Raw genomic sequence first — 13,043 nt, forward strand, 5'->3', positions numbered from 1 at the left:
TTACGCTACCTCAAAAACTTCTATCCTGTCGCCGGGCTTCAAGCGCACGATTGCCTTCTTGCCCGTGTTGGTGTAGCCTTGGATGCGCCCGCGCTGGCGCTGTTTTCGGTGCATGTGCATCGTGTTCACGCTGATCACTTCCACGCTGAAAATCTTTTCAACTGCTTCTTTGATCTGCACCTTGTTAGCGCGTATATCTACCTCAAATGTGTAGATGCCCTCTGCGGCTTTATCATTAGCGCGTTCGGTAATCAGAGGGCGCTTGATAATTCCATACATATCCATAGCTTATCTCCGCCGCCCTCTATTCTTGCCCGGCTGCTGTGCTACTGCCTAGAATGCGATTTATCACATCCAATGCACCCAGCGGTACAATTACTTTGGTGTACTTAAACATATCATCCAAATTCAGATAGCCCGCCACCAGTGTTTTGACATTTGCCAAGTTACCGGCTGCCCTATACACTGTTTCATCTCTTTCGGCTACCAGAATTAGCACTTTCTGTCCGTTCAATTTCAAAGCAACAAGCGCTTCAGTCATTGACTTAGTGCGTGGTTCAAGCCCTTCAAAGCCGTCAATAAAAAGCAAATTGTCTTCTATCGCTTTAACCGAGAGCGCTGAGCGAACTGCCAGACGACGCATTTTGCGGGGCATATCCTTCTCATAACTGCGCGGTCTAGGACCGAAAATTACTGCACCACCTGTATATTGCGGCGCACGGCGGCTACCCTGACGGGCGTTGCCAGTGCCTTTTTGGCGATAAGGCTTTTTGCCGCCACCTCTTACTTCTTGGCGGGTTTTGGTGCTTGCTGTACCCTGACGGGCGTTTGCATGCTGGCGTACTAATGCTTGATGCATAACCGCGGTGTTAGGTTCAATACCGAAGATATTATCGTCTAGTTCTACGGTTGTTACCTCGGCGCCCTTGATGTTAAAAACTGTTGCCTGCACTGCTGTCCTCCTACTTGACGGGTTTAACCGCTTTGCGAATAACCAACAGGCCGCCATCCGAACCGGGTACCGCACCTCTGATTAAAATCAGATTATTCTCGGTATCTATTTTTACCACTTTAAGGTTGTGGACGGTTACGCGATCCTGACCCATGTGTCCCGCCATACGCATTCCTTTTACCACACGACCGGGCGTTGTGCCTGCGCCAATACTACCGGGCGCGCGTCGTCTATCGCTCTGACCGTGAGTTTTAGGACCACCGTGGAAGTTGTGACGCTTCATCACACCGGCGAAACCCTTACCTTTGCTGGTTCCGGTGACATCCACCAGTTCGTTCTCTTTGAACACATCCGGACCGATCTCGTCTCCCACCTTATAATCCGCAATAGGATTAGTGGCTTCTACTTCGCGCAAAAATTTCAGACCATAGGTCTTGGCACTAATGCCCTCTCCTTCAATGCGAAGGAGTTCCTTCTGATGACCTCTTTGAGGTTTTTTCAGACGAGCACTCTCTTCGAAGCCGATTTGTACAGCTTCGTAACCGTTTTTATCCTGAGTGCGTACATCAACCACTTTGCAGGGTCCTGCTTGCACTACGGTTACCGGGATTGCTTCGCCCTTCTCATTGAAGATCTGGGTCATGCCGAGCTTTTTGCCCAGTATTGCATTTACCATTTCTCATTGTCCTTACGACTTGGAGCGCCTGCACTCTGTCAACCTAACAGAGAAATACGCTCTTTGCAAAAACCTCTACAGTTTAATTTCTATCTCTACACCCGCCGGGAGGTTCAAGCGCATTAGCGCATTGATGGTCTTTTGGCTGGGCTTGATAACGTCAATCAGGCGCTTATGAGTCCTGACTTCAAAGTGTTCCTGCGAATCCTTATCAACAAAAGGTGAGCGAGTTACAGTAAACTTCTCAATCCTAGTCGGTAAAGGTACGGGACCTGCTACCACTGCCCCGGTTCGCTCGGCGGCATCTACGATTTGCTGCGCCGACTGATCCAGAATCTTGTGGTCGTAGGCTTTCAGGCGTATTCTTATCTTTTGTTCAGCCATTTACTAAAATCCTCCGTAGGGGCGCGTACTTTTGCGCCTCAGGAGGGCGAGTTTTTACCCGCCCCTACTTCTGTTTTTTTCGGTGATACTACTCGATGATGCTGGTAACGCTACCTGCTCCTACCGTTCGTCCACCCTCTCGAATTGCAAACCGCAACCCTAACTCGATTGCTACCGGTACTATCAACTCTACCGTCATCTGCACGTTGTCCCCAGGCATTACCATTTCCATCCCGTCCGGTAACTTGATTGATCCAGTTACGTCCGTTGTTCGTATGTAAAACTGCGGTCGATACCCGTTGAAGAATGGGGTGTGCCGTCCCCCTTCTTCCTTCGACAATACGTACACTTCTGCTTTCACTTTGGTGTGGGGTTTAATCGAACCTGTCTTCGCCAAAACCTGTCCGCGTTGTACGTCTGCTCGCTCAATGCCGCGCAACAAACAGCCTACGTTGTCTCCCGCTTGTCCGCTGTCCAACGTCTTCTGGAACATTTCCACGCCCGTTACTACGCTCTTGCGCGGCAGTTCTTCCGACATTCCCACTATCTCGATTTCTTCTCCCACCTTCACCGTGCCGCGTTCGATACGTCCCGTTACTACTGTGCCACGTCCCTTGATTGCGAATACGTCTTCTATCGGCATCAAGAACGGCTTATCAATCGCCCGTACCGGGGTCGGTACGTAGCTGTCCACCGCTGCCATCAAATCAAAAATGCACTTCAGTTCTGGCGCGTTCAAGTCTGTGGACTGGCATTCCAACGCTTTCAAGGCGCTCCCTCGTACTACCGGGATGTCATCGCCGGGGAAATTGTACTTCGAAAGCAGTTCCCGTACTTCCATTTCCACCAGTTCCAACAACTCTTCGTCTTCCATCACGTCGCATTTGTTCAAGAACACTACCATCGAGGGTACCTGTACCTGACGCGCCAACAAAATGTGTTCGCGGGTCTGCGGCATCGGCCCATCCGGCGCGCTCACTACCAGAATTGCCCCGTCCATTTGGGCTGCGCCTGTAATCATGTTTTTGATGTAGTCAGCGTGACCGGGACAATCCACGTGAGCATAATGCCGATTATCGGTCTCATACTCTACGTGCGCGATGGCGATGGTAATACCGCGTTCGCGTTCTTCCGGTGCGTTGTCAATACTATCAAACGCGCGAAACTTGGCTTTGCCACGCATCGCCAACGTTTTGGTGATTGCTGCGGTGAGGGTGGTCTTGCCGTGGTCAACGTGTCCGATTGTTCCTACGTTCACGTGCGGTTTTGTGCGCTCAAACTTCTGCTTTGCCACCTGATTTCCTCCTTAAGATCTGTTTAAATCGCTCCCGGAACACCGACCGGAAGTTCTAGCTTAACTACTGATAAGTTCTAAATATACAGCAAGGGCAATAATGTCACCCCTGCCTCAAATAACTACTGTCCTCGGACTTTAGCAACCAATTCTTCTTGCAGTGTTCTAGGCAACGCCTCGTAATGGTCGAACTCCATCGAATAAACGGCACGACCTTGAGTGCTACTGCGAAGGTCATTTACGTAGCCGAACATCTCGGAAAGCGGCACGTGCGCCATAATTACCTGAGTATTGCCACCACGAGTATCAGAACCCATTATCTGACCGCGACGTGAATTCAAGTCACCCAAAATTGAACCAAGGAATTCTTCGGGGGTGACGACTTCAACCTTCATAATCGGCTCAAGAATAGCAGGATGAGCTTTGCGTACACCCTCTTTGATGGCTATCGAACCAGCAATCTTGAAAGCATCTACCGAAGAGTCAACTTCGTGATAGCTGCCATCAATTAGAGTGACCTTGACATCAATTACCGGATAACCAGCAATAATACCATTCAACAAGGCTTCTTTAACGCCGTATTCAATACCCGGAATATATTCTCTCGGAATAGAACCACCCACGACTTTATTGACGAACTCAAACCCAACTCCGCGCTCGGATGGCTCGACTTCAATCCAGCAGTGACCGTATTGACCTTTACCGCCGGACTGTCGGACGAAGCGACCTTCAGCCTTAGTCTTACTGGTAATGGTTTCGCGGTAAGCTACCTGCGGACGACCGACGTTAGCCTCAACTCGGAACTCGCGCTTCATACGGTCAACGATGATTTCGAGGTGTAACTCGCCCATACCGCTAATAATAGTCTGACCGCTTTCCTCATCGGTTTTGACCCGGAAAGTAGGGTCTTCTTCAGCCAATTTGGAAAGAGCAAGACCCATCTTATCTTGGTCAGCCTTGGTCTTCGGTTCCAGCGAAAGCTCAATAACCGGCTCAGGGAACTTGATGCGCTCTAACACAATTGGATTCTCAGGGTCGCAAAGCGTGTCACCAGTAAAGGTATCCTTCAAACCGACAATAGCCGCAATATCACCAGCACTGACCTCTTCTACATCTTCACGCTTGTCTGCATGTAGCCGAACAATGCGCCCTACACGTTCTTTTCTGCCTTTGGTGCTATTCAGAATGTAAGAACCACTCTTCACCCTACCGCTATATACGCGGAAAAAGGCTAACCGACCATAAGGGTCAGCTACAATCTTGAAAGCCAGCGCGGAAAAAGGCTCGTTGCTGTCCAGAGAGCGAGTTTCTGGTTCTTCCGTATCTGGGTTAATGCCAGTAATTTCGTCTTTATCCAGCGGAGAAGGCAAATAACTCACAATTGCATCCAGCAAAGGCTGAACACCCTTGTTGCGTAGAGCCGCCCCACATATCACCGGAACGAGTTTGCGGGCAATAGTCGCCTTCCGAATCGCAATGTGCAATTCGTCAACGGTGATTTCCTCACCCTCCAAAAACTTGAGGGTCAATTCATCATCGGTTTCGGCAATCTTTTCAACCATCTTTTCCCGCATCTTCTTGACTTCTTCAATCATATCGGCGGGAATTTCAGCCGATTCCATAGTTTTACCCATGTCATCGGCGTAAACGATTGCCTTATTCTCAATAAGGTCAATAATGCCCTTAAAATTCTGTTCGAGACCAATGGGCAGTTGGATTGCCACTGGATTAGCTCCTAACCGTTCGATAATCATATCGAAACAGCGATAGAAACTTGCGCCGGTGCGGTCCATCTTATTGACAAAGCATATGCGTGGCACGCCATATTGGTCAGCTTGCCGCCATACGGTTTCGGACTGTGGTTCAACACCTGCCACACCGTCAAATACAACCACGCCACCATCCAGTACACGTAGAGAACGCTGCACCTCAACGGTGAAGTCCACGTGACCGGGGGTATCAATTATATTTATGCGGTGATCAGCCCAAAAACAGGTAGTCGCAGCTGCCGTAATGGTAATACCACGCTCACGTTCCTGAGCCATGTAATCCATTGTAGCCGCGCCTTCATGTACTTCGCCAACTTTATATACACGCCCCGTGTAATACAGGATACGCTCTGTTGTAGTCGTTTTACCAGCGTCAATATGGGCGATAATGCCGATATTACGGGTTTTTTCCAGTGCAGCGTCAACTGCCACAGGATTACCTCCTAAACTTAATTACTACGTTTTTAATTGCCTACCACTTGTAATGAGCAAAGGCTTTGTTAGCCTCAGCCATTTTGTGGGTATCTTCGCGCTTCTTGATTGTAGTACCAGTATTATTGGAAGCATCCAAAAACTCAGCAGCGAGTTTCTCAGCCATGCTTTTCCCAGAACGGTTTCTAGCAGAGTTAAGTATCCAACGTATTGCAAGCGAGGTACCGCGTTCACCTTTGACATCTACCGGCACTTGCAAAGTAGCACCACCTACCCGCTTTGGTTTTACTTCAAGACGAGGGGTAGCATTTCGCATCGCTTGCTCGAAAACTTCCATTGGTTCGCGCCCGGTCTGGGTTCCCATAATTTCGAGTGCGGTGTACACTATCCGCTCTGACAATCCCTTTTTACCGCCGTACATTATTTTATTGATAATCTTCTGGATTGTCCGGCTTTTGTAAACAGGGTCGGGCAATATTTCCCGCCGGGCAACTCTAGCTCTTCGCGGCATTCTGTTTCTCCCTTAAAAAATTCCTGCATTACGCGCAAAAACTGGTAGAATTACGTTTTCTAGCGAACCATGTCGCTGAATTAACGACTCTACCGAGACTTTGCATATTCTCTATGCCCTTTAACAGGGCGAATTGAGCATTTTCTTTACTTACTTCTTTTTGGCTGGTGCGCCCTTAACTGGTGCGCCTTTGCCTTTGCCCTTGGCAACTTTAGTGCCATATTTTGAGCGGGCTTTTTTGCGATCCTTTACGCCCTGTGTATCTAACGCGCCACGTACTATGTGATAACGCACACCGGGGAGGTCTTTTACACGACCGCCACGAATTAGCACTACCGAGTGTTCCTGTAAATTGTGACCTTCGCCCGGAATGTAAGCAGTAACTTCCATACCGTTGGAAAGACGCACACGGGCTACTTTGCGAAGCGCCGAATTCGGTTTCTTCGGAGTCATGGTACGTACTATCGTACATACGCCACGCTTCTGGGGAGATCCTCGCCCGCGAGTCACGCGTTGTTTTAACGAATTCAAGTTAAAGCGGAGCGCCGGGGCTTTGGTCTTCTTTATAATACGTTTGCGCCCTTTGCGCACCAATTGGTTAATCGTCGGCAACTGAGTTCCTCCGTGGCTTAACGCCTTCACAAAAAACTGAGCCTTGCAAGGCTCTCAACCAAACTAAATGTTATCTTTTCAACCGATAATCGGGTATAACCCGCAGTTGAGCATCGCCTTTTGGGGCAATAGGCGGTTATTATACTAGTCCCGGATGTCTTTGTCAAATTTAGAACTTTACCAATTTTGTGGGAGGTTTGAGACCCCTTCAAAGCATCTGGACAACTTATACATTATACCCTAAAACTCAAACTTTTGCATGCATATAAAGCTTAGTTTTTGCTTAATAAATGGATTTACACAATTGCATACAGCCACTTTTTATTGTAACATTTGAAAGCTTTTATCAATATACAAAGGGGAGAAATTGATGCGTATTAGAATTGATTCTAAATTATCGGGAGGCTTTGATGCGCTAGTAGTAGGTGTCTTCAGTGATGATACCACGCTACCGGGTCTGCTTGATGATAAATCTAAGGAACTGGTTAATAAATTTCGAGAATTGGGCAGTGTCGCTAAGCCATTAGAAACTGATAATTCAATCTACCCGGAAGGCACCCCTGCTAATAGATTATTGGTCATCGGTGCAGGGAAAAAAGCCGATTTCAAACTAAGCTTCGCTCGCAATCTGGCGGGAACAGCCGCTCGCCAACTCCGTAAAAAAGGTGCTAAAAAAATAGCCTTTGCCCTTCCATTCGGAGAATTGGATGCGGCAGCGGTAGCGCAGGTTTATGCTGAAGGAATTGTTTTAAGCGCATTTGACACCAGCACATACCGTACCGGAGAGGGCAAAGAAGAGAAAATTCTGGAAGATGTGCTGTTCTTAAGCGAGCAGAGTAACACAATTAAAGATGCTTTTGAGCGCGGAGTCGTTTTCGGCGAAGCCGCAAATTTCAGCCGTTCGCTGGCACACGAACCCGGCAATAATATGTATCCTGCATTGCTGGCAGAAGAAGCCCGCAAGGTAGCTGAAACCTACGGTTTGGAGTTTGATGCACTCGACAAAAAAAGGTTGGAAGAAGGCGGTTTCAAAGCCATCCTTGCAGTAGGACAGGGCAGTTCGCACGACCCTCGCATGATAGTCCTCAAGTATAAGGGCGCAGGTGAAAATGAACCCTATTTTGGGTTGGTAGGGAAAGGTATTACATTCGATAGCGGCGGTATCAGCATTAAACCCGCCGATAGCATGGGCGACATGAAAATGGATATGAGCGGTGGTGCTTGGGTAATCGGCGCAATGCGTATTCTGGCACAACTGAAACCAAAAATAAATGTGCTTGGCATTGTACCCGCCGCCGAAAATATGCCAAGTAGCACCGCCTACCGCCCCGGCGATATAATCGGTAGCCTCGAAGGTAAAACCATTGAAGTAATCAATACCGATGCGGAAGGTCGCCTCGTCCTTGCCGATGGGCTAACTTATGCAAGGCAACTCGGCGCAACCAAGTTGGTAGATTTGGCAACCCTAACCGGAGCAGTAGTTGTGGCGCTCGGTCATACCGCCCCGGCAATATTCGGTACAAACGATGAATTTAGCCAGAAATTTCTCGATACCGCTGAGAAAGCAGGGGAAAAAGCTTGGCAAATGCCACTCTATCCCGAATATAGCGAACAAATCAAAAGCAGCATCGCCGATATAATGAATACAGGCGGGCGAGCGGGCGGTTCTTGCACTGCCGCAGCCTTCCTCAAGGAATTTACGGGTGAGGTGCCGTGGATTCACATCGACATTGCCGGAATTGCCTATACTGAGGGCGAAAAACCTTACCTCGCCAAAGGTTCCAGCGGCTACATTATCCGCAGCGTTGTTGATTTTGTATTAGCCCACGTTTAAATATAATATATAGAGAATGGGTAGCATAACACTACCCATTCCTCACTTAATCTCTTCAATAAGTTAGCATTACGGAAATGAAATCTTTCATTATTACAAAGGTAATCTTAAAGTTATGACTTTGCTTTAAATTGTAATCAGAGATGCTAGATAATCTGGATTATATTACAGTAATTATCTGGAAGGCTATGATTATGAAACAGTTGCACAACAATATAACACTACATTTGCACTTTTGCCATTTTAAGCTGATTTTGAAGAGATTCACTATCATAATTAGTAGTGTGCAATTTCAAAACCATAACATTAATAGAAAGTGCGAAAATAGTGAATATCAAAAAAGTTGCATATATTTACGATGGTACAGAATTCGGTGGTGTTGAAATATATGTGCTTAATCTATTGAAACATATAGACCGCACTCGCTATTTTCCATGCGTTGTTATACCGGGGTATAACCGATGCTTCAGCCCTCCACGCTTTATTGAAGAAGTGCGAAAATCCGGCTTAGAATTACTATCCGCGCCCTTTCCCGGCAATTCTAGAGGTATAAGTTTCGCTAAAGATGTGTGGAATTTAGCGCAAATTTTTAAGAAAAACCAAATAGACATTATTCATATCCAAACTTCCAATTATGATGGAGGCAAACGACCTATTCTGGCAGCAAAACTAGCAGGCGTAAAAGTTATTTTAAGAACAGAACATGTTCCGCCGTCTTCAAATTTAAAGTTATATTCCCGATATATTATAAAACCGTTTGACCTACTAACGAATTATATTATTACGGACTCAAATTCTAACCGGAATGAACAAATTAGATTGCTGAAACGAGACCCTCAGAAAGTATATCGCTCCTATTGTGGAATTGAGCTTGAAAAATTTATCCCTAAACACAATCCTCGAAAAGCTAAAGAACTGTTAGGGTTTGACCCTGAATTACCATTAGTGGGGGCTATAGGTCGTCTGGTAGAGCAAAAGGGGCATAAATATTTTGTTGATGCAGCCGCAAGAGTCATTAAAGAAATAGGCGCGGTTAATTTCGTCATTGTAGGCAAGGGTAAACTTGAAAAAGAGCTAAGAGAACAAGTCTCCCGCTTGGGTATTGCCCAATATTTTCATTTTGCAGGGTTCCAATCCAATTACCTCCCCTATGTAGAGGCAATGGATATTACAGTGATGTCATCAATCCACGAAGGTTTCTCGCTCATGATGCTTGAATTTATGGCGATGGGCAAGCCCTGTGTTTTTACCGACCATCCGAGTTTTCAGGAAGCAATAGTTAATGAAGAAAGCGGCTTATTGGTAGCCGTTGAAAGCGGTGAAGCGCTGGCACAGGGTATCCTAAAATTGCTAGGCAACCCGGTACTGGCAAACCAACTCGGTAAAAACGCTTTGGCGCGAGTGCGTTCTGAGTTCAGCCTCGAACGCTTGATAAAAGATATGATGGAATTGTACGACTCGACACTGGGTTTTAAAACTTATACTCCAGTGGAACAAGGCAAAATACCGATAAGTATTTAATAAAAACAAAATCGGCAATTGTCTTGAACGTTAATGTAATAGATAAATGTATCAGCAAGCAGGTAAGCCATATGATGGAGACTATACAAAGAACCATACCCTTTTCAGAACCAACCGTAGGTGAGGCAGAATACCTAGCAGTACAACGTGCTATTGAGATGAAATCGCTTGGAGGTGATGGCAAATTCTGCCGCGAAACCGAAATGTTGATGTCCAAAATGTTTAATGTCAAACATGCCTTGCTTACTACCAGTTGCACCCATGCTTTGGAATTGGCGATGATGACCCTTGATTTAAAACCCGGTGATGAAGTCATATTGCCAAGTTTCACTTTTACTTCTACCGCCAACGTCATTATCCGACAGGGCGCAGTTCCCGTATTTGTCGATATTGATTCCGATACTTTCAATATGGATGCTTCAAAAATAGAGGCTGCTATCACCCCTAACACCCGTATAATTATGCCTGTACACTACGCCGGGCAGGGTTGCGATATGGACGCGATTATGGACATAGCCAAACGCCATAATCTTTACGTGGTCGAGGATGCCGCTCAAGGAGTAGGCGCAAGTTGGAATGGACAGCCGCTAGGTACTATCGGCGATATAGGCTGCTTAAGCTTCCATGCTACCAAAAACATCAGTTGTGGCGAGGGGGGCGCATTTCTTACCAACAACACCAAACTTGCCCATAAAGCCGAGATTATCCGGGAGAAAGGCACTAATCGGGCTGCCTTCCTGCGGGGGGAAGTTGATAAATACACGTGGGTTAGCCTTGGCAGCAGTTTCGTGCTGACCGACATGTTAGCGGCTTTACTCAAGGTACAGCTTGAAAGAACATCTGAATTAAATGAAAACCGCATAGATATTTGGAATACTTACTATTCCGGTACTGCCGAACTTGAAGCTAAAGGATTGGTCAAGCGACCGGTTTTCCACTCAAACGCCACCAACAATGGTCATATCTTTGCTTTGCTTATCAACAACGGACGACGGGACGAGATAATGGCAGCCATGAAGAAACGCGGTATTAGCTGCACGTTCCACTATGTGCCGTTACACTCTTCTCCCTTTATGGTGGATTATTTCAATGGTAACGTAGAAAACTTGCCTATAACCGACAAGGTTAGCAATTCCTTGCTACGATTACCTATATTCGCACACCTATCCACACAAGACGTAGAATACATCCTTTCACAACTACATGAGGTCTTTAGTTAGTTATCCGTTCCATGTTAACCCTCTTCTTGTCAAACAGAAGGGGGCTAACTTTTGATTAAGGCTTTGTAATTTACCCAACACTTTCCAACGTGATACCCAGAGATTCGGCACGCTCAATCAACTTTCGCTGAGCCGCAGCCACCAAACTTGTAGCTTTCGGATAATGGTCAATGGCAGCTTTCAAATCACCTAGATGCTCGGCAATTTGCAAACCATACGGATCCAAATCAGCAGCATCCTCATAGGCTTGCCAACCCTCTTTCTCTTTACCCAGCAATAATTGCACCATTCCCAAGTTATAGTACGAGCGGTCGCTTCCCACATCACCCGACCTACTGAAAGTTACAGCCGCGCCTTCAAGGTCACCGCTAAGGTACTGACAATAACCTTTATTGTTCCACGCAAGATGGTGAGTCGGCTCTAACTCGACAACTTTCCCAAAATAATCTACACAGATAACATAATCTTGTTTGGCATAATAGGCATAGCCAAGAAATAAATAACTCCCAGCATCATAAGGGTCAAGCTCCCTAGCTTTTTCGAGGAAAGGAATCGCATCATCTGGCTTGTCCATCGCCAACAAAATCTGACCTAAAGCAGTATAAGCCTTTAAATGCTGAGGATTTTGCTCAATAGCATCCAGATAGGACTCAGCCGCGCCTTTAAGGTCGTCAACCGCCTGCAAACTGCGTCCACGCACAAAGGCAGCTTCACCCGGTATAACCCCACCCCCGCCGAACATAGCGGAAACCTGCGATAGGAGTCCACCATTGGAAAGTGCCTCAGCTAATTGGCGTGCCTGAAGTAGAAGATCGCTTTCTGCATTCCCAACATATTCTTCATTCTCATCAAGTTCATCTCCATCATCGAAGTCGTCATCGTCTTCGTATTCCTCTTCATCGCTAAATTCCTCGTCATCCTCAAAATCCTCTTCGGCTATTTCGTCAAAGTCCTCTTCCAACTGGGCAGGTGCTACTTCATCTTCTACCTTCTGAGGCAACATTTTAGCCTTCTGCACATCGCTCATGCCGATTCCTCTCTACAAGATTAATGTAATGATAACCAACTACCCTATTATACAACAGCAAGGCACTCTAACACTTCTCAAACTGATTTCAAACATTGCTCTTATATCAGCCATACTTTGCTCTAATACTAGTAGGCTATAATTCATCCTGTAAGCACGAACACAATAGATTTGAAACCAATTATTAGTTTGGAGGTAACTTTAAATGACCAGAATGATTATTCGCCCTTCGCTTTTTGACGAAGTAGCATCACTTAATAATATAGTTAATGAGCTTTTTGATAATAATACCACTGCCCCCTATCGGTACGGTTACAGTACCAAAAGCGTCACTTTGAATGTGTACGAGGACAACGGCAATTTTTATCTGTTGGCTTCATTGCCCGGTATTGATCCAAAGGCTATTGAACTGAACGTCAAAGATAAAGTGCTAACTATCAGCGGTGAATATGATTATACAAACGCTTTCCCACACGGCGAAAACGACAATTTCAAGGCGCATCTTTCCGAATTAGGTAAGGGCAAATTCTTCCGCCAAGTCAAGTTGCCGCTTGCGTTTGAATCAGAAAAAATCGAAGCGGTTTACGAAAATGGGCTATTGCGACTGACCCTCCCCAAATCCGAACAGGCGCAGGTAAAACGTATTTCCATTCAAACCGCTAATTCGCAGACTGTTGCAGTAAACTAGAATTTCATCTCGACTTATTTAATCCGTAAGTACAAGCCCGGTTGTTCCGGGTTTTTTTTACTTTAAATCTGAATGGATTCTAATAATCGGAGTGTAGGTGAAAAATAGTTCGCAAACTTTATT

The 13,043-nt window shown here is 46.3% G+C and carries 13 protein-coding genes; 4 read left to right on the forward strand and 9 right to left on the reverse strand.

Annotated elements, in window-relative coordinates; genetic code table 11:
• The 8 genes from rplW to rpsL form a co-directional block, all read right to left on the reverse strand.
• Window positions 1-285 carry a 50S ribosomal protein L23 gene (gene rplW, locus WCK19_RS09310; RefSeq protein ID WP_342397099.1) on the reverse strand — a complete coding sequence of 95 codons (285 nt, stop codon included), beginning with the start codon at window positions 283-285 and terminating at the stop codon, window positions 1-3.
• 19 nt (window positions 286-304) lie between these two features.
• Window positions 305-952, reverse strand: coding sequence for a 50S ribosomal protein L4 (gene rplD / locus WCK19_RS09315; RefSeq protein WP_342397100.1), 648 nt, complete (start codon window positions 950-952; stop codon window positions 305-307).
• Window positions 953-962: 10 nt separating this feature from the next.
• Window positions 963-1,628 carry a 50S ribosomal protein L3 gene (gene rplC, locus WCK19_RS09320; RefSeq protein ID WP_342397101.1) on the reverse strand — a complete coding sequence of 222 codons (666 nt, stop codon included), beginning with the start codon at window positions 1,626-1,628 and terminating at the stop codon, window positions 963-965.
• Between the two features lie 75 nt (window positions 1,629-1,703).
• Entirely contained in the window at window positions 1,704-2,012 is a 309-nt protein-coding gene (gene rpsJ, locus WCK19_RS09325) for a 30S ribosomal protein S10 (RefSeq protein WP_341467512.1), read from the reverse strand.
• A gap of 88 nt (window positions 2,013-2,100) precedes the next feature.
• Window positions 2,101-3,306: an elongation factor Tu gene (tuf, locus tag WCK19_RS09330; RefSeq protein WP_342397102.1), complete on the reverse strand. Its 1,206-nt coding sequence runs from the start codon at window positions 3,304-3,306 to the stop codon at window positions 2,101-2,103.
• Window positions 3,307-3,428: 122 nt separating this feature from the next.
• Complete coding sequence (gene fusA, locus WCK19_RS09335; RefSeq protein ID WP_342397103.1) at window positions 3,429-5,507, reverse strand: elongation factor G; 2,079 nt, start codon at window positions 5,505-5,507, stop codon at window positions 3,429-3,431.
• Window positions 5,508-5,547: 40 nt separating this feature from the next.
• Complete coding sequence (gene rpsG, locus WCK19_RS09340) at window positions 5,548-6,018, reverse strand: 30S ribosomal protein S7 (RefSeq protein WP_342397104.1); 471 nt, start codon at window positions 6,016-6,018, stop codon at window positions 5,548-5,550.
• Window positions 6,019-6,168: 150 nt separating this feature from the next.
• Window positions 6,169-6,630 carry a 30S ribosomal protein S12 gene (gene rpsL, locus WCK19_RS09345; protein ID WP_341467509.1) on the reverse strand — a complete coding sequence of 154 codons (462 nt, stop codon included), beginning with the start codon at window positions 6,628-6,630 and terminating at the stop codon, window positions 6,169-6,171.
• 370 nt (window positions 6,631-7,000) lie between these two features.
• Between rpsL and WCK19_RS09350 the strand changes: the two genes are divergently transcribed.
• From WCK19_RS09350 to rffA, 3 genes are all read left to right on the forward strand, one after another.
• Window positions 7,001-8,464: a leucyl aminopeptidase gene (locus WCK19_RS09350; protein WP_342397105.1), complete on the forward strand. Its 1,464-nt coding sequence runs from the start codon at window positions 7,001-7,003 to the stop codon at window positions 8,462-8,464.
• Between the two features lie 327 nt (window positions 8,465-8,791).
• Window positions 8,792-9,985: a glycosyltransferase gene (locus WCK19_RS09355; RefSeq protein WP_342397106.1), complete on the forward strand. Its 1,194-nt coding sequence runs from the start codon at window positions 8,792-8,794 to the stop codon at window positions 9,983-9,985.
• A gap of 71 nt (window positions 9,986-10,056) precedes the next feature.
• Window positions 10,057-11,205: a dTDP-4-amino-4,6-dideoxygalactose transaminase gene (gene rffA, locus WCK19_RS09360; protein WP_342397107.1), complete on the forward strand. Its 1,149-nt coding sequence runs from the start codon at window positions 10,057-10,059 to the stop codon at window positions 11,203-11,205.
• A gap of 70 nt (window positions 11,206-11,275) precedes the next feature.
• Here the strand turns inward: rffA and WCK19_RS09365 are convergent, their stop codons facing one another.
• The gene (locus tag WCK19_RS09365) at window positions 11,276-12,232 is read right to left on the reverse strand and encodes a tetratricopeptide repeat protein (protein ID WP_342397108.1); all 957 of its coding nucleotides are present in this window, start codon (window positions 12,230-12,232) and stop codon (window positions 11,276-11,278) included.
• A gap of 205 nt (window positions 12,233-12,437) precedes the next feature.
• On the opposite strand from WCK19_RS09365, the gene WCK19_RS09370 reads away from it, so the two are divergent.
• On the forward strand, window positions 12,438-12,920 hold the full coding sequence (locus WCK19_RS09370) for an Hsp20/alpha crystallin family protein (RefSeq protein WP_342397109.1): 483 nt from the start codon (window positions 12,438-12,440) through the stop codon (window positions 12,918-12,920).
• Window positions 12,921-13,043 lie beyond the last annotated feature (123 nt).

This window comes from Candidatus Chlorohelix sp., assembly GCF_037138995.1.
GTDB lineage: Bacteria > Chloroflexota > Chloroflexia > Chloroheliales > Chloroheliaceae > Chlorohelix.

What these genes read in the sequence shown, in the direction of transcription:
- rplW (WP_342397099.1), bottom strand. Translation starts at nt 285, where the DNA reads ATGGATATGTATGGAATTATCAAGCGCCCTCTGATTACCGAACGCGCT.
- rplC (WP_342397101.1), bottom strand. Translation starts at nt 1,628, where the DNA reads ATGGTAAATGCAATACTGGGCAAAAAGCTCGGCATGACCCAGATCTTC.
- rpsJ (WP_341467512.1), bottom strand. Translation starts at nt 2,012, where the DNA reads ATGGCTGAACAAAAGATAAGAATACGCCTGAAAGCCTACGACCACAAG.
- rpsG (WP_342397104.1), bottom strand. Translation starts at nt 6,018, where the DNA reads ATGCCGCGAAGAGCTAGAGTTGCCCGGCGGGAAATATTGCCCGACCCT.
- WCK19_RS09350 (WP_342397105.1), top strand. Translation starts at nt 7,001, where the DNA reads ATGCGTATTAGAATTGATTCTAAATTATCGGGAGGCTTTGATGCGCTA.
- rffA (WP_342397107.1), top strand. Translation starts at nt 10,057, where the DNA reads ATGATGGAGACTATACAAAGAACCATACCCTTTTCAGAACCAACCGTA.
- WCK19_RS09365 (WP_342397108.1), bottom strand. Translation starts at nt 12,232, where the DNA reads ATGAGCGATGTGCAGAAGGCTAAAATGTTGCCTCAGAAGGTAGAAGAT.
- WCK19_RS09370 (WP_342397109.1), top strand. Translation starts at nt 12,438, where the DNA reads ATGACCAGAATGATTATTCGCCCTTCGCTTTTTGACGAAGTAGCATCA.